The sequence below is a fragment of the Pedobacter sp. AC212 genome, from assembly GCF_979258625.1.
Genome location: NZ_OZ409870.1, coordinates 1,357,252 through 1,382,745 on the forward strand (window position 1 = coordinate 1,357,252; position 25,494 = coordinate 1,382,745).

A 25,494-nucleotide genomic window follows, 5' to 3' on the forward strand; every position below is an offset into this window, starting at 1 on the left:
AAAATAACTAAAATCAGGTGGTGCTTACATGATTTACCTATGTAAGTGCCGCCCTGATATTCTTTTCATGCCATAAGAACCACATATTATGGAAAATAGATCTTTACCTAAAAATCTTCGCAAACTTAAAATACTAATTGCGTTTTTAAGTTTAACTATCGCAATTTCAATCAGCTCTTGTAGCAAAAAAGGCACTGAAGCGCCTGCAACAAAACCACCAACTTTACCGCCACCCACCCCAACAAGTTTTACTGCTGCCGAAGCCACTATCGCTTTCAATTCCTTCAATACCATTTACTATAGTCCTGCAGATAAACTTTATTACAGCACTACCGAAAAAAAAGGTCTAGCCGCCATTTGGACCCAAGCCATTTACTGGGACAACGTAATGAATATTTACGAGCGCACTAAAGACCCCGCTTACTACAAATTGATTACTGATATGTACGACGGAGGCGCCAAACGTTACGATAATTACAATTGGGATAACTCGGTTGAGTGGTTTATTTATGATGACATGATGTGGTGGATTATGTCGCTTACCCGTGCTTATGAAATCACCAAAAATCAAGCCTACCTTGACAAGGCTAAATCTGGCTTTGCTAAAGTGTGGAGCGGTTCTTACGATCCGGTTAAAGGTGGTATGTTTTGGGATTTTAAGCACAGTGGCAAAAACGCCTGCATAAATTTTCCAACAGTCATTGCAGCAATGCGTTTGTATAATATCACCAAAGAAGAAGCTTATTTAACCAAAGCGAAAGAAATTTACGCATGGTCACGGATAAACTTATTCGATATTGCCAAAGGCAGGGTAGCCGATCATAAGGTTGGCGATAACAACCCTGGCTTCGAAGATTACACTTACAACCAGGGAACGCTCATTGGCGCTGCGGTTTTATTGTATAAAAATACCAATACGCAAAGTTATTTAGACGATGCAAAAATCGCCGCCAATTATACCAAAAATACCATGAGCGACCCGAGTGGTATTCTGCCTGCCGAAGGAGATTGGAATGAGCAAGGGGTACTAAAAGCAATTTTTGCCCAATATTTATCCGATCTGGCCAAAGCTTATCCGGCAGGTGATTACGCTAAATGGGCAATTTTTAACGCCAATACAGCCTGGGGGAACCGTGATTTTGGCCGCGGAATTATGCACCGCAATTACAAAGCACCCTGCCCAACAGGCATTGTTCAATCTTACGAATCAAGTAGTGCGGTGACTTTCATGCAATTATTCGCTCCTGCTAACTAGACATCGATATGAAAAACCTCAAGTTTTATGTGGCTCTTTCGGCATTGGCGACTGGTTTAACTTCGCAAGGCGATGTATTTGCCCAAATCAAATCGAAGCAGAAAACTTCATTTCAAGTTTCGGCACCATGGAGCCCGGATTACGATGTTCGATCGGACATTGCAATGGTTTACGGCATTAACGATGATGGCGGGAAATTTGAAGAACGTGTTAAAGGCTATCGCGATAAAGGTTATGAAGTACAATTTATGACCGGTATTGCGTGGGGCCAGTACAAAGATTATTTCTTAGGCGAATGGGACGGAAAAAACCACTTGGATGAAGGCCAGATGATGCATAATGGCGAAACCATTTGGCATGGAAAAGATGTACCCTATATCGTTCCTACAGCGAGTTTTCTGACTTATATGAAGAGCCACGTAAAGCGGGCCATTGATGCCGGTGTCACTGCGATTTATTTGGAAGAACCCGAGTTTTGGGCCCGTGCAGGTTATAGCCAAACCTTCAAAAATGAATGGCAAAAATACTATGGTTTCCCCTGGATGGCCCAGCATGAATCGCCTGAGGCCACTTACTTATCTTCCAAACTTAAATATCAACTCTATTTCAATGCATTAAAAGAAGTGTTTACCTATGTAAAAACCTATAGCGAAAGCAAAGGAAAAAGAGTAAAATGTTTCGTGCCAACGCACTCGCTCATTAATTATTCTTCATGGCAAATTGTAAGTCCGGAGGCAAGCTTGGCTAACCTGGAAGGGATGGACGGTTACATTGCTCAGGTGTGGACAGGTACCTCTCGGGAGCCAATTTATTACGACGGGTTGATGAAAGAACGGGTATTTGAAAATGCATTTTTGGAGTATGGTTCTATGGTTTCGATGACGGCACCAACTGGTAGGAAAATCTATTTTTTGACAGATCCGATTGAAGATAGAGCAAGATCTTGGGATGATTACAAAGTGAATTATGAGGCTACATTCACTGCTGAATTACTGTATCCAATGGTCGATAATTACGAAGTAATGCCATGGCCAAACCGCATTTATAGAGGTAAGTTTCCGGTGGAAGGAATGAAAGAGCGTCAGTCGATTTCCCCAGCCTACGCCACTCAAATGCAAATCATGGTCAACTCTTTAAACCAAATGCCACTTTCGAAAAACACATTAAATGGGAGCCATGGTATTGGGGTTTTACTTTCCAATTCCATGATGTTTCAACGTTTTCCAACTCATCAGGGCTACGATGATCCTCAGTTGTCTAACTTTTATGGAATGGCCATTCCATTACTTAAACAAGGCATTCCGGTAGAAACTGTTCATATTGAAAACCTCGCCAATAAAAATACTTTAAAAGATATTAAAGTCTTGATCATGAGTTACGCCAACATGAAACCGCTTTCTGCTGATTTCCACCAGGAGTTAAGCAAATGGGTAAAAGCGGGCGGCGTTTTGCTTTATTACGGTAGAGATAACGATCCATTCCAGAATGTGAAAGAATGGTGGAATAGCAATGGAAACACCTTCAAAGCCCCATCAGAGCATTTATTCGGTTTATTGGGTGTGCCTTTAAGCGAAAGCGGCGGGATTTATGGAGTGGGTAAAGGCAAAGTTTACCTGGTACGCAAAGACCCAAAGGAGCTGATTATGAAAAAGAGCGGTGATGAGGGATTTATGGCTACAGTTAAAAAAGCTTATGAGAATGATGCAAAAGCAGGAAATTTGGTTCTAAAAAACAACTTTGTTTTAGAACGTGGACCATTTGTTATTGCCGCAGTATTGGATGAAAGTCAAAGCAAATTGCCAGTAACTTTGAATGGAACTTTCATCGATCTTTTTGATCCTGCGCTACCGATTTTGAATACAAAAACCATTAAACCCAATTCACAGGCTTATTTATTTGATGTAGATAAAGCAGAGAATAAAAGCAAACCTCAGGTTTTGGCTGCGGCGGCAAGGGTAACGGATGAGGTTTCGACAAAAAAATCTTATCAATTTTTAGCAAAAAGCCCTTCAAAAACCAATAACATTATGCGCATTCTTTTGGCGAATAAACCAACAAAAGTTACGGCAAGCTCAAGCGGAAAAGAATTATCCCTTACCAAATATGAGTGGGATGAAAAATCAAGAACACTGTTGTTAGGCTTTGAGAATTTCAGTGAAGGTGTACAGGTTAACATCAGCTGGTAAGCAGAATAAACATTTGAAATGAGCTTTTAGCGATGGAGAAATCTCATTAGAAGGATTGATTTTTGAAGTGAGATCTCTCCTCAATCAATGAAAAATTGATTTCGTTCGAGATGACGAGAAAAGAGCGAAAATTAATTTCGTTCGAAATGACGATAGATAATTAAAGATTGATTTCTTTCGAGGTAATTAGTAAAAACAAACACACACAAATGAAATTTAAATTTTTAACTACCATTTTAATTTGCCTTGCAGCCAAAGGGTTATTGGCACAGCAAAAAGATTTGGTTAATTATGTAAACACGCTGCAAGGAACAAATTCCAAGCACGAATTAACAAGAGGCAATACTTATCCAACCACGGCTTTGCCTTTCGGCATGCATACCTGGACACCTCAAACCGGTAGAAATGGCGATGGATGGAAATACCAATATTTCAAAGATAAAATAAGGGGGTTTCAGCAAGCACACCAATGCAGTTCATGGAGTAGAGATTATGCGGTTTTTTCTTTGATGCCGATGATAGATGAGTTAGTAGTTGATGAAAACAAACGTGAAACAAAGTTTAGTCATGCCGATGAAGTGGCAAAGCCAAATTATTACAAAGTTACATTTGAGAATAAAATCACAACCGAAATTTCTCCGTCAGAACGTGGGGCACATTTACGTTTTACTTATCCCAAAGGCAAAAAAAGCTTTTTAATTCTTGATGGCTACACCAGGTTAAGCGGGGTTCAGATTTATCCGAAGGAAAACAAAATAACGGGTTATGTAAACAATGGCGAAGGCTTTAAAAAAGGCTGGAAAAGTTATTTCGTATTAAGATTTGATCAGCCGATAAAAGCGTATGGCACCTGGGAAAATAAAGGGAATACGGTTAAAGCAGATTCGACTTTTGCTGATGGCCTAGGGAAAGGTGCCTATATAGAATTTAAAGCAGGCGCCAAAGTGCAGGTTAAAACTGCTTCTTCTTATATCAGCTTAGCTCAAGCAGAGTTAAACTTAAAAACCGAATTAGGCGCAGACAAAACTTTGGAGCAAACAAAAGCAAAAGGAGCTGTCGTATGGAATAAATCGTTGAATAAAATTGTGGTAGAAGGTGGAACGCAAGCCGACATGGAGACATTTTATTCGTGTTTTTTCCGTGCCAGCCTTTTCTCGCGAAAATTTTACGAGATAGATGCAAGTGGCAAACCGCATTATTTTAGTCCTTACGATGGGACGGTACATGCAGGTTACATGTACACCGACACGGGTTTTTGGGATACTTTTAGGGCGCAGTTCCCGCTAAATACTTTACTTCATCCTGAAATGCATGGCCGATACATGCAGGCCATGATTGAAGCTTACGAACAATGTGGTTGGTTGCCATCCTGGTCTTTTCCAAGTGAGGCTGGAAGTATGATCGGGAACCATGCCATTTCTTTATTTGCGGATGCGTGGGCAAAGGGCTTCCGCACTTTCGATCCGAAAAAAGCATTGGAAGCCTACCTACACGAAGCTACCAATAAAGGGCCTTGGGGGCCAGCAAATGGCCGTGACGGTTGGCGTGACTATTATCAATTGGGTTATGTGCCCTATCCAAAATATCGTGAAGCAACTGCTAAAACATTAGAGTATGCCTATGATGATTATTGTGGATATGAGCTAGCGAAAATGACTGGAAATAAGTTTTACATGGATATTTTTGAGCGCCAGATGTATAATTATAAAAACGTTTACGATCCTGCCACTCGCTTTATGAGAGGCAAAGATTCAAACGGGAACTGGGCACCAAATTTTGATCCTATTGAATGGGGTGGGCCTTTTACCGAAGGTAATGCCTGGCATTGGCAATGGTCGGTTTTTCAAGATACAAAAGGCCTGATCAACATGATGGGCGGAAATGAAAATTTTGTTGGTAAGTTAGATTCCGTATTTTCGCAGCCTAATGATGTAAAGGTGGGTACATACGGCGGTATGATTCACGAAATGACAGAGATGGTAATGGCAAACATGGGCCAATATGCGCATGGCAACCAGCCCATTCAGCACATGGTATATCTGTATAATTATGCCAACCAACCTTGGAAAGCACAGTTTCACGCCCGTGAGGTGATGAGCAAGCTCTACAATGCAACTGAAAATGGTTATCCGGGCGACGAAGATCAGGGACAAACCTCATCTTGGTATGTATTAAGTGCATTAGGCTTTTACAGCGTTACACCGGGAACAGGCGAATATGTGTTTGGCAGTCCGATGTTTAAGAAAACAACTATTAACCTAGAGAATGGCAAACAATTTATTATTGAAGCACCAGAAAACAGCGCAACAAATGTGTATATCAAATCGGCAACGTTAAATGGTAAAACATACACCCGAAATTTTATAACACACCAGGATTTACTTAATGGGGGTACATTAAAACTGGAAATGAGAAACAAGCCTGATTTAAATAGAGGTTTATTGAAGGCTGATAAGCCATTTTCGTTAACTAATTAGTTTAACGTTTTAGTAATAGCTAGAAATGATTATTTTTACAGAAATATAGAGAAAAGAATGGAAAAGCCTGTGGCATTAGGTGTCGATATTGGCGGTTCGCATATTACGGCCGCACTGATAGATTTAGAAACGAGAAGCTTAATTACGAATTCAATTAAACGTAGTGCTGTCAACTCACAAGAGGATAAAGAAGTTATATTAAAGGCTTGGGTGGAAATTATTAATGATGCTTTTGAGGGTGTAGCAAAAGATTCAAGGTTTGTTGGAATTGCGATGCCAGGGCCGTTTGATTATGAGAATGGCATTTCACTTATAAAAGATCAGGATAAATTTAAGTCGTTGTATCAAGTAAATGTGAAAGATGAATTAGCTGCCCACCTGGATATTCCTGCTGATCATATTCATTTTATTAATGATGCTGCAGGCTTCTTGCAGGGAGAAGTATTTGCGGGAGCAGCAAAAGGTAACGCGAATGTTTTAGGCTTAACATTAGGTACTGGCTTAGGTTCATCCATTTGTATCAACCAGAAAGCAACCGATGCTGATTTATGGAACTCATCATTTTTAGATGGTATTGCAGAAGATTATCTGGCAACCCGTTGGTTTGTAAAAAGGTACAAACATTTGAGTGGAACTAATCTAGATGGCGTAAAGGAACTGGTAGAAGCAGTGAAGACTGATCATCTGGCTACTCAGGTTTTTATGGAGTTTGGTTATAATCTTGCACAATTCTTAATTCCAATTATCAATAAAAATAAAATTGATACGGTAATCGTTGGAGGAAATATTGCTCAGGCATTTAATGAATTTTCGCCTGAACTTATTGCAACTTTAAAAGGAAATGGTATTCATGCAGCAATCAAAATTTCAGAATTGAAAGAGCATGCAGCATTAATTGGCGCAGCAAGCTGTTGCGATGAAAAGTTTAACTCTATTAGTTCTTAAACCTTGGAATAACAAGTAAATAGTACAACTTCAGGAGGTTTTTTTAGGTAAAATCTGATTTAAAGCTTTATTTTTTCATTGTAACAAATTTTTGACTTTGCAAAAACTCTTAAAGTGCTTATTATTGGAGTAATAAAACGTTTTAGCATTTTTCGATTTCTTAAATGTCCGCCAATGTGCGGGTTTTTTTTAGAGATTTATACTAAAACGTTTTAGCATGTTTTAGTATATATTCTTTAACATGTATCCCTGTTCCAATAATAAGCTTAATATAATTTAACCAACAACCTAAGCCAACCAATATGAAAAAAACCAAACTCACACCATTTCCCTGATAAGGATGAACGATCGCAATTCTTTTTCCAGCAAGAAGGATTGTAGAGATGCATAACTAACATCTCGAATGATATGGCGATTAAATTACCTAAATCAGATTCTTATTAGAGAAGTTACCAAACGAACTACAGAAATTCAATAATTATCAAGACTCATTAATAGTAAAAGATTAGTGATGTTATGGTATATCTTAATCCTTAAAATAAGCTGCCTGACAAGTAGAGCCGGATTGATTTTTCAAAAATTAAAATCATCATCAAGTTGCTCGATATCAGGGTAAGTAATTTTTGAGTGAATACTTTTTACGTTGGAAATAGCGATAAAGCTAAAGAACCACGTAATGTATTCATGTGGACGAAGTTTGCGTGCTAAATTCTTAAAAATTCTGCAAAAGGTTTTATCTGCTGTATTCTCATACGCAACCAACTAACAATTTTAATTTATTAATTATGATTTTTTTTCAAAATGCTAAGAAAGCTTTCTGCCTTCTTGCAGTATTTACCTTGCTTCTTGGGTGTGGTAAGGAGGAATATCCTACCGTCGATCTTTTTACCTGGAAGGCCAAAGTAGATGTTACCGCAAAAGCAATACTATCGGTAAACATCGAAAATGGCGCCGGATCCTCAGGAGGCGAAGGGTCTGCGAAAGTGATTGATAACGATTTCAATTCGAAATTTTTAATCAATCCCTATCAGACTAATTTCTACATGCAATTATCTTTTCCATCACCTCAACAAGTGGCTTCTTACACCTTAACATCGGGTGGTGATGCACCTGGCAGAGATCCGAAAGATTGGAAGTTTAGTGGATCTACAGATGGAACCACTTGGGTTGATTTAGACACCAGAACTGGCGAAACATTTTCTGGTCGTAACCTGACGAAAACTTACAGCTTTAAAAACAAAGTGCTTTACAATCATTATCGCATCAGCATTTCTGCTGTTGGGAGTGGTTCGCTTTTCCAGTTATCAGAATGGCGTTTAATTGAAGTACCTGAAGAACAACAATAACCTGAACAATTTATACTAACAAAAAATTATGATGAAAAAACTTACAAATTTAACGGAGGGTAAGCTCAGGTTTAAAAATTTTGCTTCAAAGGCTATTGCAGTTGCATTGGCTTTGAGCAGCGGTTTTTATGCTACAGCCAACGCATCTGCTATTAAAATAAATAGTTCGGTTTTGCTATCGCAGGCCAAAGCCGATATCGTGATCCGTGGTATTATTAAAGATGCTGCTGGTTTACCATTACCAGGTGCAGGAGTTAAAGTAAAGGGCGCATCTATTAGTGCTGCAGCCGATGTAAATGGTGCTTTTACTATAACAGTGCCAGATCAAAATGCTGTACTTGTTATTACTTATGTAGGTTACGATACCCAGGAAATTACAGTAGGTACGCAAACGGTGCTTGATATCCGTTTAATAGAAACTACAGGTGCAGACTTGAAAGAGGTTGCAATTGTAGGTTTCGGTACGCAGAAAAAGGAAAGCTTAGTTGGTGCACAGTCATCAGTTAAAGCATCAGAACTAAGACAACCAGTTTCTAGTATGAGTCAGTTGTTGGCTGGTCGTATTCCGGGTGTGGTAAACGTATCAAGAAATGGTGAGCCTGGTGCTACCGGCTCAGATATTTTTATTCGTGGAGTATCCTCTTTAACCGCAAACGATAGAGGCCCGCTGGTAATTATTGATGGGGTTCCAAACCGTAACCTAAATGATATCAGTGTTTATGATGTAGAAAACTTCACTGTACTAAAAGATGCTGCTGCAACTGCCGTATATGGTATTCGCGGTGCAAATGGGGTAATCTTGATCAATACCAAACAAGGTAAAATTGGCGCCCCTCGTATTAATGTGGAGTATTACGAAGGCATTAGCAGATTCACTAAAAAACCAGATTTGATTGATGGGGTAGATTATATGAATTTAGCCAATGAAGCCAAATATTCTGACTATTTAAGAGCTGGTGCTGCAGGTGCTTTTACGCCAGCATACTCTATTGATGCCATCCAAAAAACGCAATCGGGTGCAGATCCAATTCTCTATCCAAATGTTGACTGGTTCGACGCCATTTACAGGGATTTTGGTAGAAACAGATCGGTTACCGCCAACTTATCTGGTGGTGTAAGTAATGCAAAATATTATGTTTCATTAGGTTATTATGGCGAAAATGGTTTATTTAAAACCGATGAGGCCGTAAATGATGCTGCTAAACAAAATTTTGAACGCTATAATGTAAGTGCTAACTTAAACTGGGATATTACCGGTACTACTAAGTTAGATCTAGGGATTAAAGGGATTTTGGCCCAAACCAGTTATCCAAGTAACTTGCTGGCACAAGATATTTTTAATCAGGCGTTTTTAATCAATCCAACTTCATTCCCGATATTATATCCGAACGGAAGTTTACCAGGAATCAGTCCACAGGCCGATCAACGTAACCCATATGGTGATGTAACCAGAAATGGATATAGAGTAGGATACAGCACTCAGCTTTATTCGAACATCCGTTTAACTCAGGATTTAAAAGAAATTACTCCGGGTTTATCAGCTACAACCATGTTCTCGTTTGATGTGAATACCAATAGTTCGGTGAACAGAACCAGAAGAGAAAGTTTGTATAGAATTAATCCTAACGATCCCTATATCGTACCTGGAAATCCAGCTTCGGGCTACAAATATGGGTTGATCCTTCAAGGCCAGGAATTTTTAAATTATGGTATTGGTAATGGTGGAGATAAGAAAATATATGTGGAGGCTGCCATTAATTACAACCGTACTTTTGGTAAACATGCCGTAACGGGTTTATTGTTGTATAACCAAAATGATAATACTACGCCATTTGCAGGTAATTTAACGCTTTCGCTCCCATATCGTTTACAAGGTATTGCCAGTCGTGCTACTTATGCTTATGATGATAAGTATTTCTTCGAAGCAAACGTAGGTTATAATGGTTCTGAAAACTTTGCGCCAGATAAACGCTACGGATTTTTCCCTGCATTTGGTTTGGGATGGCTATTATCAAACGAGAAATTCTTTGAGCCATTAAAAGATGCAATCCAAATGGTTAAATTCCGCTATTCTGATGGTATTGTTGGTAGTGGAGGCAGTGGCGGAAACTATGTAATTGATGAAAGTCAACGTTTTTATTATTTAACCAAGGTAGGCAGTGCAAGCGGTTATACTTTCGGTCAAAATGGAGGCATTTCTCCGGGTGGTTTAGGAGTAACGGCTTATGGTGTAGATGTAACCTGGGCTGAAACACGTAAACAGGATTTAGGATTCGAGTTAAAAACATTTAACAATAACCTATCATTAATTGTCGATTTCTTCCAGGAGAGGAGAAAAAATCAATTCATTACCAGGGGAACAGTGCCAAATTACATTGGCCTGGCGAACACGCCAATTGGAAATCTCGGTGTGGTAGAAAATAAAGGTATCGATGGAACGATTCAATATGATGCACAGTTGGGTCAGGATTGGGGCTTAAACTTAAGAGCTAACGTTACATTTAATAAAGATAAAGTAATTGAAAACGATCAGGCGCCACAAGCTTACCCGTGGATGGAACAACGTGGATTTAATGTGCTGGCAGCTACCCGTGTAGGTTATATCGCCGAGAAATTGTTCGATAGTCAGGCAGAAATCAATGCAAGTCCAACGCAGTTTGGTACCCTAATGCCAGGTGATATAAAATATAAGGATTTAAATGGAGATGGTAAAATCGACTCATTTGATAGAACAATTATTGGTAGAGGAGATCTTCCAAGTACTACTTATGGTTTTGGTTTCTCGTTAACGTACAAAAACTTCGATTTCGGATTATTCTTCCAAGGTCAGGATAATGCCGATATTCTTTTAAACATTCCTTCATTCGCAAACTCTGGTGGTTTAGGCAATATGTTAGCGGTTGCAGCAGATCGTTGGACGCCAACCAACCCTCGTCAAGATGCTGTTTATCCTCGTTTATCGTACGGCGGAACAAATAGTAACAACTATCAGTCGAGTACTTGGTGGCTTCGCGATATCAGTTTCATTAGATTGAAAAACGCAGATTTCGGTTACACCCTAAAAGAAGGCATCAAAAAATTAGGTATCAAACGCCTAAGAATTTACGGCATGGGATACAACGTGTTTACCATCAGTAAATTTAAACTCTGGGATCCAGAGCTTAACACAAATAATGGTACCCGTTATCCACTAACGTCTAACTACTCTTTGGGTTTAACCGCTAATTTTTAATAATAACAGCATGAAAAAGATATTTATATATACAGTTGGGACTTTACTGATCATTGGTAATTACGGCTGTAAGAAATTTTTGAATCAAGTGCCTGATGATCGGTTGACATTCGAACAACAGTATCAAAGAAAAAGCACTGTAGATCAGGCGTTAGCAAACGTTTATTCAACTTTACCTGATCAAAATCAAGATCGTTCACCAAGTGCATTGGGCAATAGTGGTCCTTGGACAGCCGCATCTGATGAAGCAGATTACACCTTGCCAAATTTCACCGAAAACGTTAATACCGGTGCCTGGGATGCAACCAGCGGACAAGTGAATTATCACTGGCAAAACTATTACCGCGGTATTCAGGCGGCTAGTACATTTATGGCCAATGTTGCCAAATGTACCGATTGTAATATTGGTGGTATCGATTTGGTAACCCGTTATTTAAATGAAGCTAGAGCACTTAGGGCGATTTATTATTACCATTTAATCAGACAATACGGCCCTGTGGTTTTATTGGGTAATGAGCCAATTCAATCGGATGCACCGCTTGAAGCCATTAGTAAGCCACGTAACTCGATGGATGAATGTGTAGATTATGTGGTAAGCGAGTTAACAGCTGCAGCGGCAGGTCTTCCAGCTACACCACAGGCAAATGAAGATTTTGGTCACATCACAGCATCAGTTGCCGACGCTTATAAAATTAAAACACTGCTAACGGCTGCTCGTCCGTTATTTAATGGAAACGCAGATTACGCTGGTTTGAGAAATCAAGATGGAAAACAATTGATCAATCAAACATACAGTGTAGCAAAATGGACCAAATTGGCTACTGCTGCAAAAGCATTTTTAGATAATCCAAATTACTCTAGCTATGCACTTTATAATATTTCGGCAACACCATCTGGTTTGCCAAACACAGCTTTCAACAGGGCTTTTATCGCTACAAGAGATGTGTTTTTAAATGGATGGAATTCAGAAATCATCTTTGGTAGAGGTGGTGATGTAACGCTTTACCAATATTCATTGGCGCCGAATCATAACGGTGCATCCGGAGGTGATAAAGGCGGCTCATTTTTATCTCCATCGCAACAACTGGTTGATGCATTTTTTACAGCAAATGGCTTACCGATAGAAAATGATCCAACCTATACTGCTAACGGATTTTCTAATTATCAGGCCCCCGATCCCAATGATCAAAATGCGACCAGGTCAATCAGCAATATGTTCGTAAATCGCGAGCCGCGTTTCTACTCGAGCATTACTTATAGTGGCCGTAAATGGATCAATCCTCAATCAAACATCATTACAGATTTTACCAATAGCGGTAATGCTGGTAAAGGTGCTATTGCGAATAATGACTATACAAAAACGGGTTACACATCAAGAAAGCACCTTACTGTTGCAGGATGGACAACTGGTAGACCGATTTTCACTGTGATCAGATTGGTAGAAATTTATCTGGATTATATCGAAGCATTGCAAGAATCCAATCCATCTGATCCAGATATTCTCGTGTACCTAAACAGAATCCGTACAAGAGCGGGCATCGCCCCTTATGGAAGCGGCGCAGGAGCAATTGCAGTTCCTGCAAATATGCGAGAAGCTATCCGCCGAGAAAGACGTGTGGAGTTAGCTTTTGAGTGGGATCGTTATTTCTATACCAGAGAATGGAAGATTGCAGAAACAACTGATACTCAAATTAGAGGCTTAAACATTACACAAAATGCACCAGGATTTTTTACTCCGGTGGTGGTTGAAAATAGGGTATTTCAAAAGAAACACTATCTGTGGCCAATACCAAATGGAGAAATTCAAAAAGTTCCTGTAATTGTTCAAAATACAGGTTGGTAAATAATTTACACCGGGTTTAGGCCCGGTGTTTTTTTATTTATAAAGAATAATTGATTTAATATTAGTTCGATAACTTCATTCAGTTTAAATTCTATTGATGTTTTAAATGCAGATCATCAATAAATGATACCTCGAATGGTGGTAGTTAAAATAAAAACAAAAATAATGATAAAAAGAATATTGCTTTTCGTTCTGATTTCCTGCTCATTAGGTGCATTGGCTCAGAAAAAACGAGAATTTGCCATTACAATCTCCGATCCTTCAAATTTATTAAGTGCTGAAACGAAAAGCCATTTAACATTAGCTTTTAATATGCAATACCCTTATTTCGCATCAGCTGATGGTTACCGAACGAAACGTGATGTAGTGCTCGAAATCGCCAATGGCGAAACAGAAACGATTAAAGCGAAAGCAGGAGAGATTAAAGTAAACAGCGATTGGATCAAAGGAAAACCTTTAAAAAAGATTAATAAGGAGTTGCAGGTAGCTCTAACCAGAAGCTGGTCTTTTTACAGTACCAAGAAGAAGAAAGGTTATAGGCTTACATTCATTAGCAAAGATCCAAATCTGGATCCAACGGTAAGACAAAATTTAATCGATACTTATTTTGAAATTTATCCAACACTGGTTAAAACCTTCAATAATAGATCGACTAAAGATGTCCTTTTTGTGGTTGATACGGCTTATAAAGCGGTTGCAGAAGCCAGCGGTAATAGAATTTTGTTTAGCGCAGGGTATATGAAGGCACATCCAACTGATATTGATGTGGTTACACATGAAACGATGCATATTGTTCAGGGTTACGGCTATTCGGCTGGTCCGGTATGGTTAACAGAAGGAATTGCCGATTATGTTCGTTATAAAAATGGCGTTGATAATGTGGGTTCAAAATGGAGTTTGCCCGCATTTAATGATAAACAGAGCTATACCAATAGCTATAGAATTACAGCCAGATTCTTCGCCTGGCTGGAGCAAAATGTGAAACCGGGTTTAATTGCGGCATTGGATCAGCAGTTAAGAGCCCACCAATATACAGGAGAATCCTGGACAAACTTAACGGGTAAAACTATTGATCAACTTTGGGAAGATTACAGTAAAAACCCGAATCAGGTGGAATTAAAATACAGCGACAAAAAATCAAAATAATCATATGAAAAAATCTATCTTAATACTCTCTTTCATTGTTTTTCTACTAAACTCAAAAACATTTGCACAAGGTGATCAACGGATCAAACGTGGGGAATATACCCTTGAATTTTTAGATAACTCCACATTTATCACAGAGGAATTGGCGCAAAAACTAGCCAATACTTTCTTCGAGGTTTACCCTAAAATGGTTAAGGCTTTTAATCCAGATGCCACCAAAACGGTTATCCTTTCTATTGATACCAATTATAAAAAAGTGGCTATTTCAGGCAAGGGCAAAATATTGATTGGTGCCAACTGGCTATCGCAGCATCAGGAAGATACCGATCTGGTTACCCATGAGCTGATGCATATTGTGCAAGATTTTAAAGCGATGGGTCCGGAGTGGCTTTTAGAAGGCCTGGCAGATTGTGGCCGGTTTCAGTATGGACTTAATAATGTTGCAGCAGATTGGAGTTTACCTCCAGTTGATCCTAGGCAACATTACAGAATGGGCTATAGGGTAACTGCCCGATTCTTACTATGGGTAGATAAATACCAAAAGCCAAATACCATTGCTCAGCTTAATACACAACTTAAAAATAATACCTACACATCCGATTCGTGGAAGCAAATTACTGGGAAGAATGTTGACGAATTATGGGCCTTATATCTTACAAATAAGGATATAGATTAGTGTGATTTCGAAATGAATATATAAGAGCCAACGGATTTAATACTCGATGGCTCTTTTATCGTTTGAGGTTTTTTTTAGCCTTTAAATTCTCCCAATCAAAAATGTTATAAAAATAAATAGCAGTTTACTAAAACGTTTTACATATTATTTTTATTTTGCAGGATAATAATGCTAACCACAACAAAAACTTAGATATCCAATGAAAAAAACATCAGTCCTGATATTCTTATTTACCATAATAAGCGCCTCGTTATTTCATTTAAAAGCACAAGAAATGATTAAGCGTAAAGGCTATACTTTAACGTTTGAAAGTAACTTTGCAGCACTCGATCCACAACTAAAAAAACGCATGATCGAAACTTTTTTTGAGGTCTATCCTGAATTAGCAAAGGAATATAATCCTAAAACGTTGAAAACTGTTAAGTTCTTCGTTGATACAGCATACAAAGGTGTTGCCGCAACGGCCAATGGCGTGGTAACTTACAGTTCTATTTGGATGGTAAAACACCCAGAAGATATTGATGTAGTTACTCACGAAGTGATGCATATTGTTCAGGATTATGGTAGCAGTGTAGGGCCAGGCTGGTTAACCGAAGGCATTGCAGATTATGCCCGATATAAATTTGGTGTAGACAATGCTGGTGCCAAATGGACGCTACCTGCTTTAAAACCAGAACATACATACAAAAACAGCTACAGAATTACAGCTCGTTTTTTTGCCTGGATAGAGAAAAATGTAAAAGCAGGAACCATCAAGGCTGTCGATAAATCATTAAGAGATCATAGCTATAAAGCTGACATTTGGACTAAATTAACAGGTAAAGATTTAGATACGCTTTGGTCTGATTACATCAAAAATCCAGAAATTTAAACTCATATCAACATAAAAATCAATGATGATTATTGCATCAGCAAATGTACGGTCAGCGACTGTTAACAATAATCTCAATATTATCTCAAACACACCAAATAAATGAAAAAGTTATTTATCGCTCTGTTAAGCTTTGCAGCTACTGCTGGTTTTGCACAAACAGTTGGCAAAATTACCGATCCGGTAGATTGGATCAATCCTTTAATGGGAACACAATCTAAACCTAGTTTATCAAACGGAAACACTTATCCTGCCATCGGTTTACCATGGGGAATGAATATGTGGACGCCACAAACCGGCAAAATGGGCGATGGCTGGGCCTATACTTATGATGCTGACAAAATCCGTGGATTTAAACAAACGCACCAGCCTTCGCCATGGATGAACGACTATGCAGCTTTCACTATTATGCCTGTTACTGGTAAATTAAGGTTCAATGAAGACGACCGTGCGAGCTGGTTTAGCCATAAAGCAGAAGTTTCCAAGCCCTACTATTATAGTGTTTATCTGGCTGATGCAGATGTAACCACTGAAATTACCCCTACGGAAAGAGCTGCTCAATTCAGATTTACCTTTCCTAAAACGGATAGTTCTTATGTGGTTGTAGATGCCTTAAACAAAGGATCGTACATTAAAATTATCCCTGCTGAACGCAAGATTATTGGTTACACTACTAAATACGCCCGTGGTCCATTACCAAAAAACTTTAAAAATTACTTTGTAGTCTATTTCAACAAAGATTTTAAACTGGCTAAAACCTGGAGCGGCAAAAATCTTAAAGATGATGAACTGGAATTGGAAAGCGATCATAGCGGTGCCATCATTGGTTTCAGTACTAAAAAGGGTGAGCAGGTTACTGCTAAAGTAGCTTCATCATTTATCAGTTTTGAGCAAGCTGATTTGAACCTAAAAAGAGAATTGGCGAACGATGGCTTCGATGCTACAAAAGCTAAAGGAAGAGCAATCTGGAACAAAACGTTAAACAAAATTGCGGTTGAAGGTGGTTCAATTGATCAAATGCGTACTTTTTATTCTTGCTTATACCGTACATTATTTTTCCCGAATAAATTATATGAGGTTGATGCGAGTAACAAAGTTGTACACTGGAGCCCTTATAATGGCAAAACACTTCCTGGTTATATGTTCGCTGGAACTGGCTTCTGGGATACATTCAGAGCATTATATCCTTTCTTAAACTTGGTTTATCCATCCATTAACAAAGAGATGCAGGAAGGATTAATTAATGATTATAAAGAAGGTGGTTGGCTGCCAGAATGGAGCAGCCCAGGTTATGCCAACATTATGGTGGGTAACAACTCGGCTTCGGTAGTTTCTGATGCTTACATTAAAGGCTTGCGTGGCTACGATATTCAAACTTTATGGGATGCACTAAAACATGGTGCCAATAATGAAGGTCCGGTGGAAGCCGTTGGTCGTGATGGCGTGAAGTACTACAATGAATTGGGTTACGTGCCTTTTGATGTGAAGAAAAATGAAAATGCGGCCAAAACGTTAGAGTACGCTTATGATGATTTTACGATTTATCAGTTGGGTAGAGCTTTAGGTAAACCTGCTTCAGAGATTAATATCTACAAAAAAAGAGCAATGAACTACAAAAATCTTTTTGATCCGGCTTCGGGATTGATGAGAGGCAAAAATCAGGATGGTACTTTCCAGAGTCCGTTTAGCCCTTTTAAATGGGGTGGTGCATTTACAGAAGGCAACAGCTGGCATTACACCTGGTCAGTTTTCCAGGATGTTGATGGATTAGCGAAGCTGATGGGTGGTCACGATAAATTTGTAACCAAACTGGATTCAGTTTTCTCTATGCCTCCAGTGTTTGATGAAAGTGCTTATGGGGGTGTGATTCACGAAATTCGTGAAATGCAGATTGCAAACATGGGTCAGTATGCACATGGAAACCAGCCGATTCAACACATGATTTATTTGTACAATTATGGGGGTGCACCTTATAAAACACAATATTGGGTTCGCGAAACGATGAATAGAATGTACAAAGCTACGCCAGATGGTTATTGCGGAGATGAAGATAACGGACAGACTTCTGCATGGTATGTTTTCTCAGCTATGGGATTTTATCCGGTAACGCCTGCGGTTGATCAATATGTGTTAGGTGCGCCATTATTTAAAAAGGTAACGCTAACACTAGAGAACGGTAAACAAGTGGTTATTAATGCTGCTGCAAACAGCGATAGCAACCGTTATGTGCAGTCGCTGCAAATGAATGGTAAGCCATATTCTAAAAATTGGATCAGCCACAGTGGATTGCAAAAGGGAGCTGTGTTAAACTTTAGCATGGGAGCAACGCCAAATAAAGTTAGAGGTTCAAAACCTGTAGATTTCCCTTACTCTATGTCTACGGAGAGATAAAAAAAAATCGGACTGAAGCTTGCTACCTTCAGTCCGATTTTTAACCCAAAAATAAGATCTAAAAGAAATGGGGATTCCACATTATCGCAGAATCCCCATCATCTAAATTAACGCTCTCAATTATATAAACGTTAAAAAAAGGAATTATTGCTTAATGGCAATAATTTTTTTGTTTTAGCCTGCGCTCGTTTCTAGCTAGTGCATCGATAACAAAGCGATTTAATCGTTTGAAACAATCGTAAAATACGATTAACTATTCCACGCTCGTTAGAAACGAGCGTGAGCATTGCCGAAATTCTTGCCTGCGCTCGTTTCTAACGAGCGCATTAATAACAAAGCGATTTAATCGCTTAAAATAATAGTAATAGCACAAAAATAATCTGCAAATCTGTGGCTACTAAAACGCATAATTCTCTATTTTTACTTCCATGGAAACCACTCAACAAGATGCTGAAAAATTAGCTGCAGCTAAAGCCGCAATAAAATTTGTAAAAGAAGGAGATTTAGTTGGTTTAGGTACGGGCTCTACGGCAACATTTGCTATAAAAGAACTCGGTAAAATGGTACAAGATGGCTTTAAAATTCAAGCCGCCACAAGTTCTATTCATACCGAAGAATTAGCTAAATCTTTTGGTATCGAAATTCTCCCACTTGGCGATTTATCATCTATTGATATTAGTATCGACGGTGCTGATGAATTTACCGAATCGCTCGATTTGATTAAAGGTGGTGGAGGAGCGCTGTTCCGCGAAAAAATTATGGCATCCTTGAGCAAAAAATCAATTATTGTTACCGATGCTTCAAAAAAAGTGACTCTACTAGGCGCTTTTACCGTTCCAATTGAGGTGATCCCGTTAGCCTACCAATACGTTTTTAATCAAATAGAAAAACTAGGGGGTAAAGGAAATAAAAGAATTAAAAATTCCCAGCCTTTCATCACCGACAATGGTAATTTTATTATCGATGCAAATTTCGGACTCATCAATAATCCTACTCAATTAAGCCACGAACTGAATCAAATTGATGGTTTGCTCGCTCACGGGCTGTTCATTGAGCTTACTTCTACTGTGATCATGAGTAAAGGTGATGAAATTATCATTTTCGAATAATTTTACCGAGAAAATGACCTCCTTCAAAAAAATAAAAATATTTTAACCGACGGTTTTGTTTCACTTACCGACGTTTTAAACTTATTCAGAGGAAAGCCATTTCCCACCTCCTGTTTCTGTGATACATTTGAATCATAAAACAAAACGGTTATGGAAACTTTCTTCAAAAAAAATCAAGCAGATAAACAATTAGGGTTGGGCATTTTAATTGTCGCTATCGGAACAGTATTCTTATTAAGAAATTCAGGTTTAGATATTCCACATTGGATTTTAAGTTGGCATACCATTATGTTAGGCGCTGGCTTATGGCTAGGTTACCGTAAAAATTATCAAGGCAGTAGCTGGTTGGCATTAACTATTATCGGCGCAATATTTACATTAAAGCATATTGTTGTTTTCGATTTTGAAATCTCCAGAATTACAGCGGCTTTAGCCTTTATTGGAGTAGGTTTATACTTAATATTAAAACCAAAAAGATTGAAAAGTGTTAATGATTATACTCAAAAGAAAACTGCTGATTTTTCTGATGTGAACAACTAAAATTCTTACCTCCATCATATATCAAAAAGGGACATTTTATAAAATTATCCCTTTTTTTATGCCCTATAATTTCGAAAAAACTGCTGCAAAAAGAAACGGGGATCCCACCATTAAGGCAGTATCCCCGTCATCTAAATTAACGCTCTCACATACATAAACGCTGAGAATTGAAATTATTGTATGGTGGTATCTTTTTTTTGAAAAAAAGTTAAGCTTGCAACACCGGAACTTCTTTATGGTACTTATTTCTATATTCAATTGGTGTACAACCCGTAATTTTTTTAAAAACATCTCTGAAAGATTTATTGTCGGTATAGCCCACATCAAACATCACCTCAGTGATGTTTTTTCGGCTCGATTCAAAGCTCCGTTTGGCGGCTTCTATTTTAACCCGTTGAATATATTCGATTACTGTATTTTTCGTGGCACTTTTAAAACGGCGCTCAAAACTTCTTCTTCCTAAAGCCAGGAGATCGGCCAATTGGTCTACCGTAATTTTTTCCTGATAATTGCCATCAATAAACTCCTGCGCCTTTTTTATCTTTTCATCTTCATGACCTTTTTGGCCTTGAAACATCATAAAAGCCAGCTGACTTTCTCTATCAATATCTATCGCAAAATATTTAGCTGCTAAAATCGCGGTATCCCTGTCCGTATATTTCTCTATCAGGTACAAAAGTAAATTCCAGTAGGAGTTGGCGCCTCCGCTGGAGTAGATTCCCTGCGATTCGGTAATAATACTTCCATCAACTAAATCTACGTTCGGAAACATGGCCCTAAACTGGCTGGAAAATAACCAATGCGTAGAACATTTTTTACCGTCTAACAAACCTGTAGATGCCAATAAAAATGCACCCATGCAAAGTGATGCCACCTCCGAACCCCGGGCGTGGTGTTTTACAATCCATGGAAAAAGGATTTCATTTGATTCAATTGCATTATTCACGTTTCCGCTTATGGCCGGTATAAAAATCAAGTCAGTTTGATCTATATCTTCTAAAAGCTTATCTGGGTGGACCGAAAACAGATTATTGTTTAATCTTACTTCTTTTGATGCGGCGACAAGCTCCACTTTAAAAAGCGGTTGTTTTCCAGATGCCTGTAAAAATTCATTCACTGCAGTAAATAAATATCTAGGATCCGCGATGGCTTCAATGACAGCAGTTTCCGGAACTAAAATCGATACATGTTTCATTCAATTTTTTTGTATTTGGTTATCTACCTGTTTTTCATCGGTTTCGACTAAACAAATATAACAACGGTCTTTGTCGTAAACAACCCCAATAATTGTCGTTTCTTCTTCTTTTGGTCTTACATTAAGCAGTTATTTTTGTTCAAGCTAAAAATTCGGGGGAGTATGGAATCGAACAATATCAACAAAGTCGCGATTTGCGCCGCATGGTTGGAGATTAAAAGGAGGAACTAAATTGGCTAACATCAACTCATATTTAACCTTTAACGGAAATTGTAGAGAGGCCATGCGCTTTTACCACGATTGCCTTGGTGGCGAGTTAACATTTCAAAGCATCGGCGAATCGCCAATGGCAGGCAATATGCCTCAAATTATGGCAGATAAAATTTTGCATGCGGTGCTTACCTCCAACGAGATAGTAATTATGGGAACCGATATGGTGGTTGATGCTGGTTTGGTCAAGGGCAATGCGGTTTCACTAATGCTAAATTGCGATTCGGAAGAAGAAACAATAGCCTTTTATGAAAAACTTTCAAAAGGAGGGATACCAGTAAACCCATTACAGAAAACTTTTTGGGGCGCCTTGTTCGGCGATTTAGTAGATCGATTTGGCAATACCTGGCTAATTAATTTCGATAAAAAATATATTTAAAAACGTTTGATTCCCATTTTGTGAAGCGCAAAGCTTGTTCTCGCTATTTTCTTTCTTCCTGTGCTTTGCTTGTACGCTTCGCTTCGGTGGTTTCCCCACCTTGCTGCAGGGTACCGCTTCGCCCAGGGCTAAGTGGCCAAAATTGTTCTGGTTTTTAACGTGGGAGCGTTAAAAGGCAATACTCCAGCCAGGTGCATTTGGTGCTGAATAAATCCTACAGACTCTATTTTTATATATATGAGTCACCTATAAATTTGAAAAAAACGAAGCGTATTTTGTGATTGTATTTTACCGCTAACTTTATGGTAGAGAGGTGGAATGTTAAAAAACGTTAAAACCTATTCTCCCTTCATTAATCCCTTTTTAAAAGGCAAATATTCTTAACTTTGATACTTGTGAATTCCAAACCGACACAAGATTTATGATGAAGAGAAGTATTTTATTTGTTATTGCATTGCTGTTTACCACTACAGCATTTTCTCAGAATGTAATACAATTGTTTAACAGCGCAAACGATTTTTTTAAAGTGCTACAGGAAGAGAAATTTAATGATGCACATGCATTTTTTGATGATACCTTAAAAACAAAACTCAGTGAAGAAAATTTAAAGAAACTTTGGTTTGATATAGGTACCAAATATGGTAAGGCAGAAAGTTTCGATGCCATTCAAAGTAAAGCACAAGGCCAGTTTTTCGCAGTAACTGTTGAAGGAAAATTTGCTAACGGCGCACAAAATTTTATTCTTGGGTTTAATAAAGCACAAAAAATTGTCGGTATTTTCCTTGCGCCAGCTAAAAGTAATGTGGCTTATGCAAAACCGGTTTATGCTGATACCAACTTATATAGCGAGAAACAGGTGTATGTAGGTGTTGCCGGCAAGCAGTTAGCGGCAATAGTAACCACGCCTAAGAATGTAAAAAACTTTCCGATGGTGGTTTTTGTGCATGGTTCGGGCCCCAGCGATATGGACGAAACTATAGGTGCCAATAAGCCTTTCAAAGATTTAGCAGGCGGTTTGGCCTCCAAAGGTATTGGTTCTGTTCGTTATGTAAAAAGAACTCTAGTTTATCCTAATGAATTTTCGAAACCTTATACTGTAAAAGAAGAGGTTTTGGACGATGCAGCAGCAGCAATTACAGCAGCTAAAGCCGTTGTAGGTGCAAACCCAAAAAGCATTTATGTTTTTGGCCACAGTTTAGGTGGCATGTTGGCACCAAAACTTGCAGCAACTTCTCCAGATGTAACTGGAATTATATTGGCTGCTGCCCCTGCCAGAAAGTTGAGTGATATTATTGCAGAACAAAACAAATATATGTTCGATTTGTCGAAGGATACGACTGCAGAAAACAAAAAATATCTGGATGATGCCATCGTACAAATCAATAAAAGCAGAATCACACAATTGGGTACCACCATCAAACCAGATTCATCTATATTGGGTTTGCCTGCTAAGTATTGGGTCGATTTAAATACTTACAATCAGGTGAATACCGCTAAAAGTTTAACTAAAAAGATTTACGTGCTGCAAGGTGGAAATGATTTCCAGGTGAGCAAAACTGATTTCGATTTATGGAATTCGGCGTTATCGAAGAAAAAGAATGCCACGTTAAAATATTATCCTGATTTGAATCACTTGTTAAGTCCGCAAACAGAAAAAGGAAGTATGGGCCAATATCAAACACCGGTAAATGTATCTGAAGGTTTGGTAAATGACCTGGCCGTTTGGATAAAGGCGAAATAAATAAAGAATACTCGTTACCAAGAGGTTGTCTCATAAATCAGTTTATCTTTGAATTTTGTCACGTTGAGCTTGTCGAAACGCCCAAAAGGCGTATTTCGCAAACCCTTCGACAGGCTCAGGATGACATTCTTATTTATGATACAGCCTCTTTAATTTTTAGTGAGAATCTCAACACAATCGTATCTGCTATATTCAAAACCGTTTGAATAATCATCATCTATAAATCGGTTCGAAAGAATGTTTTGAATGTTAGTTGGAGCATCTCCATGTCAAAGAATAAGTGGCTGGATATCGAATTCCTGTTCTGATAAATCGATAAAATACAAACAATTCAAAATATACACGGTTTAGAGTTTAGATCATTCATCTTACTCTACGTATTTATGGCAAAGCAAAAGGTAACATTAAAAGGAATTTGGGGCGTATTAAAAGCATCATTTACTGGCTTTGGCGATCATAAAGTAACCAAGCTAAGTGGTTCTCTTGCGTATTATACCGTGTTTTCTATGGCTCCGCTATTGGTTGTGATCATTTCGCTATGCGGCATCTTTTTAGGTAGAGAAATTGCAGAAGGTAAGGTGTACGAACAATTAGTTGGTTTTCTCGGTCGCGAATCAGCTACCTCACTACAAGAACTAATTAAAAATGCCTATTTGGATGACAAAGGTACTATTGCCCTAATCATTGGTATTGTGACCTTGCTTATTGGTTCTACCACTATTTTCGGCGATATACAAGATTCAATTAATACCATTTGGGGCTTAAAAGCCAAGCCAAAACATGGTTGGGTGAAAATGCTACAAAATAGGTTTTTATCTTTTTCAGTAATTATCAGTTTGGGCTTTGTACTATTGGTTTCCTTAGCGATATCATCAGTTTTAGATGGATTTAGCGACAGGCTCCAAGCCCGCTTTGCCGATGTTTCTTTCTACATATTTTATGTGATTAACCTGGTGGTTACCTTGAGCGTAATTACTTTAATTTTTGCAGTTATCTTTAAAGTTTTGCCAGATGCCATCATCAAATGGAAAGATGTTTTGGCCGGAGCTGTGGTAACGGCTGTGCTTTTTATGATTGGTAAGTTTGCCATATCCGTTTATATTGGACAAAGCGATGTTGGGGGTACTTATGGTGCAGCAGGGTCATTAATTATTGTACTTTTATGGACTTATTATTCTTCAATCATTTTATATTTTGGAGCAGAATTTACTAAAGCTTATGCCATTGCCTACGGATCGGAAATTTACCCGGCACACTATGCTGTTACCACAAAAGAAGTGGAGGTGGAGTCAACCAGAAAATCGATTCAGGATAATCATCCTGAGATAGTAGAACAAGTAAAGAAAGAAGAAGATAAATAGATTCGACCAATTCCTCATTCACAATCGAGAAATATGATTTAAGATGTAAATGCGGTTGCCGCCACAGCCAAATGAAAAATTGGCTTCGCAATGACGAACATATTTATTCACCCCAGGCCGTAACCACTAATTTTCTTTGGCCGCCTCTGTTGCGGTGTTCACAGAGGTAAACACCTTGCCAGGTACCCAACGCCAATCTTCCGTTACGAATAGGGATAGTCACCGAACTTCCCAAAAGTGCCGATTTTAAATGCGCTGGCATATCATCCGATCCTTCGTAATCATGTTCATAATCCGGATCGTTTTCTTTAACTGTTTTATTAAAAAACATTTCAAAATCCATACGAACCGTTGGATCTGCATTTTCATTTATCGTTAGCGAAGCGGAGGTGTGCTGAATAAATACCTGACAGATTCCCACCTTTAGTTCTAAAATTTCGGGAAGCGCATCCTCTATTTCGTCAGTAATGATATGGAAACCGCGTCTTCTCTCTCGAAGCGCAAAGGCTTGCTGAAATATCTTCATGCCCA

General features: G+C 38.6%; 18 protein-coding genes. 16 read left to right on the plus strand and 2 right to left on the minus strand.

The window, feature by feature from the left end:
- The first annotated feature begins 88 nt into the window (after positions 1-88).
- From ACZZZC_RS05890 to ACZZZC_RS05950, 13 genes are all read left to right on the plus strand, one after another.
- Positions 89-1,255, plus strand: a complete 1,167-nt coding sequence (locus ACZZZC_RS05890; protein ID WP_463486721.1) for a glycoside hydrolase family 76 protein — start codon at positions 89-91, stop codon at positions 1,253-1,255.
- 8 nt (positions 1,256-1,263) lie between these two features.
- Positions 1,264-3,441: a hypothetical protein gene (locus ACZZZC_RS05895; RefSeq protein ID WP_463486722.1), complete on the plus strand. Its 2,178-nt coding sequence runs from the start codon at positions 1,264-1,266 to the stop codon at positions 3,439-3,441.
- 209 nt (positions 3,442-3,650) lie between these two features.
- Positions 3,651-5,918, plus strand: coding sequence for a GH92 family glycosyl hydrolase (locus tag ACZZZC_RS05900; RefSeq protein ID WP_463486723.1), 2,268 nt, complete (start codon positions 3,651-3,653; stop codon positions 5,916-5,918).
- Between the two features lie 57 nt (positions 5,919-5,975).
- Positions 5,976-6,863 (plus strand): ROK family protein, encoded by an 888-nt coding sequence (locus ACZZZC_RS05905; RefSeq protein ID WP_463486724.1) that lies wholly within the window; start codon positions 5,976-5,978, stop codon positions 6,861-6,863.
- Between the two features lie 785 nt (positions 6,864-7,648).
- Positions 7,649-8,209 (plus strand): discoidin domain-containing protein, encoded by a 561-nt coding sequence (locus ACZZZC_RS05910; protein ID WP_463486725.1) that lies wholly within the window; start codon positions 7,649-7,651, stop codon positions 8,207-8,209.
- Positions 8,210-8,237: 28 nt separating this feature from the next.
- Positions 8,238-11,441 carry a SusC/RagA family TonB-linked outer membrane protein gene (locus ACZZZC_RS05915; protein ID WP_463486726.1) on the plus strand — a complete coding sequence of 1,068 codons (3,204 nt, stop codon included), beginning with the start codon at positions 8,238-8,240 and terminating at the stop codon, positions 11,439-11,441.
- Positions 11,442-11,451: 10 nt separating this feature from the next.
- Complete coding sequence (locus tag ACZZZC_RS05920) at positions 11,452-13,284, plus strand: RagB/SusD family nutrient uptake outer membrane protein (protein ID WP_463486727.1); 1,833 nt, start codon at positions 11,452-11,454, stop codon at positions 13,282-13,284.
- A 165-nt stretch (positions 13,285-13,449) separates the two neighbouring features.
- Positions 13,450-14,430: a basic secretory protein-like protein gene (locus ACZZZC_RS05925; protein WP_463486728.1), complete on the plus strand. Its 981-nt coding sequence runs from the start codon at positions 13,450-13,452 to the stop codon at positions 14,428-14,430.
- Positions 14,431-14,434: 4 nt separating this feature from the next.
- A complete protein-coding gene (locus ACZZZC_RS05930) occupies positions 14,435-15,106 on the plus strand; it encodes a basic secretory protein-like protein (protein WP_463486729.1) in 672 nt (223 codons plus the stop codon).
- A gap of 199 nt (positions 15,107-15,305) precedes the next feature.
- Positions 15,306-15,977, plus strand: coding sequence for a basic secretory protein-like protein (locus ACZZZC_RS05935; protein WP_463486730.1), 672 nt, complete (start codon positions 15,306-15,308; stop codon positions 15,975-15,977).
- Between the two features lie 102 nt (positions 15,978-16,079).
- On the plus strand, positions 16,080-18,368 hold the full coding sequence (locus ACZZZC_RS05940) for a GH92 family glycosyl hydrolase (protein WP_463486731.1): 2,289 nt from the start codon (positions 16,080-16,082) through the stop codon (positions 18,366-18,368).
- A 428-nt stretch (positions 18,369-18,796) separates the two neighbouring features.
- Positions 18,797-19,477: a ribose-5-phosphate isomerase RpiA gene (gene rpiA, locus ACZZZC_RS05945; protein ID WP_463486732.1), complete on the plus strand. Its 681-nt coding sequence runs from the start codon at positions 18,797-18,799 to the stop codon at positions 19,475-19,477.
- A gap of 150 nt (positions 19,478-19,627) precedes the next feature.
- On the plus strand, positions 19,628-20,017 hold the full coding sequence (locus ACZZZC_RS05950; RefSeq protein WP_463486733.1) for a LiaF transmembrane domain-containing protein: 390 nt from the start codon (positions 19,628-19,630) through the stop codon (positions 20,015-20,017).
- Positions 20,018-20,225: 208 nt separating this feature from the next.
- On the opposite strand, the gene ACZZZC_RS05955 is transcribed toward ACZZZC_RS05950, so the two are convergent.
- The gene (locus tag ACZZZC_RS05955) at positions 20,226-21,212 is read right to left on the minus strand and encodes a GlxA family transcriptional regulator (RefSeq protein ID WP_463486734.1); all 987 of its coding nucleotides are present in this window, start codon (positions 21,210-21,212) and stop codon (positions 20,226-20,228) included.
- Between the two features lie 232 nt (positions 21,213-21,444).
- Here ACZZZC_RS05955 and ACZZZC_RS05960 point away from each other — a divergent pair, with 232 nt between their 5' ends.
- From ACZZZC_RS05960 to ACZZZC_RS05970, 3 genes are all read left to right on the plus strand, one after another.
- A complete protein-coding gene (locus tag ACZZZC_RS05960) occupies positions 21,445-21,861 on the plus strand; it encodes a VOC family protein (protein ID WP_463486735.1) in 417 nt (138 codons plus the stop codon).
- Positions 21,862-22,282: 421 nt separating this feature from the next.
- Complete coding sequence (locus ACZZZC_RS05965; RefSeq protein WP_463486736.1) at positions 22,283-23,602, plus strand: alpha/beta hydrolase; 1,320 nt, start codon at positions 22,283-22,285, stop codon at positions 23,600-23,602.
- 383 nt (positions 23,603-23,985) lie between these two features.
- Positions 23,986-24,963 carry a YihY/virulence factor BrkB family protein gene (locus ACZZZC_RS05970; protein WP_463486737.1) on the plus strand — a complete coding sequence of 326 codons (978 nt, stop codon included), beginning with the start codon at positions 23,986-23,988 and terminating at the stop codon, positions 24,961-24,963.
- Between the two features lie 103 nt (positions 24,964-25,066).
- Here the strand turns inward: ACZZZC_RS05970 and ACZZZC_RS05975 are convergent, their stop codons facing one another.
- Positions 25,067-25,489: a secondary thiamine-phosphate synthase enzyme YjbQ gene (locus ACZZZC_RS05975; RefSeq protein ID WP_463486738.1), complete on the minus strand. Its 423-nt coding sequence runs from the start codon at positions 25,487-25,489 to the stop codon at positions 25,067-25,069.
- Between the last annotated feature and the right edge of the window lie 5 nt (positions 25,490-25,494).

Excerpts from the sequence above, each read along its gene's own strand:
- ACZZZC_RS05910 (WP_463486725.1), top strand. The coding sequence starts at position 7,649 with ATGATTTTTTTTCAAAATGCTAAGAAAGCTTTCTGCCTTCTTGCAGTA.
- ACZZZC_RS05895 (WP_463486722.1), top strand. The coding sequence starts at position 1,264 with ATGAAAAACCTCAAGTTTTATGTGGCTCTTTCGGCATTGGCGACTGGT.
- ACZZZC_RS05920 (WP_463486727.1), top strand. The coding sequence starts at position 11,452 with ATGAAAAAGATATTTATATATACAGTTGGGACTTTACTGATCATTGGT.
- ACZZZC_RS05955 (WP_463486734.1), bottom strand. The coding sequence starts at position 21,212 with ATGAAACATGTATCGATTTTAGTTCCGGAAACTGCTGTCATTGAAGCC.
- ACZZZC_RS05915 (WP_463486726.1), top strand. The coding sequence starts at position 8,238 with ATGATGAAAAAACTTACAAATTTAACGGAGGGTAAGCTCAGGTTTAAA.
- ACZZZC_RS05935 (WP_463486730.1), top strand. The coding sequence starts at position 15,306 with ATGAAAAAAACATCAGTCCTGATATTCTTATTTACCATAATAAGCGCC.
- ACZZZC_RS05940 (WP_463486731.1), top strand. The coding sequence starts at position 16,080 with ATGAAAAAGTTATTTATCGCTCTGTTAAGCTTTGCAGCTACTGCTGGT.
- ACZZZC_RS05905 (WP_463486724.1), top strand. The coding sequence starts at position 5,976 with ATGGAAAAGCCTGTGGCATTAGGTGTCGATATTGGCGGTTCGCATATT.
- ACZZZC_RS05975 (WP_463486738.1), bottom strand. The coding sequence starts at position 25,489 with ATGAAGATATTTCAGCAAGCCTTTGCGCTTCGAGAGAGAAGACGCGGT.
- ACZZZC_RS05900 (WP_463486723.1), top strand. The coding sequence starts at position 3,651 with ATGAAATTTAAATTTTTAACTACCATTTTAATTTGCCTTGCAGCCAAA.
- ACZZZC_RS05970 (WP_463486737.1), top strand. The coding sequence starts at position 23,986 with ATGGCAAAGCAAAAGGTAACATTAAAAGGAATTTGGGGCGTATTAAAA.
- ACZZZC_RS05930 (WP_463486729.1), top strand. The coding sequence starts at position 14,435 with ATGAAAAAATCTATCTTAATACTCTCTTTCATTGTTTTTCTACTAAAC.
- ACZZZC_RS05950 (WP_463486733.1), top strand. The coding sequence starts at position 19,628 with ATGGAAACTTTCTTCAAAAAAAATCAAGCAGATAAACAATTAGGGTTG.
- ACZZZC_RS05965 (WP_463486736.1), top strand. The coding sequence starts at position 22,283 with ATGATGAAGAGAAGTATTTTATTTGTTATTGCATTGCTGTTTACCACT.
- ACZZZC_RS05925 (WP_463486728.1), top strand. The coding sequence starts at position 13,450 with ATGATAAAAAGAATATTGCTTTTCGTTCTGATTTCCTGCTCATTAGGT.
- ACZZZC_RS05890 (WP_463486721.1), top strand. The coding sequence starts at position 89 with ATGGAAAATAGATCTTTACCTAAAAATCTTCGCAAACTTAAAATACTA.
- rpiA (WP_463486732.1), top strand. The coding sequence starts at position 18,797 with ATGGAAACCACTCAACAAGATGCTGAAAAATTAGCTGCAGCTAAAGCC.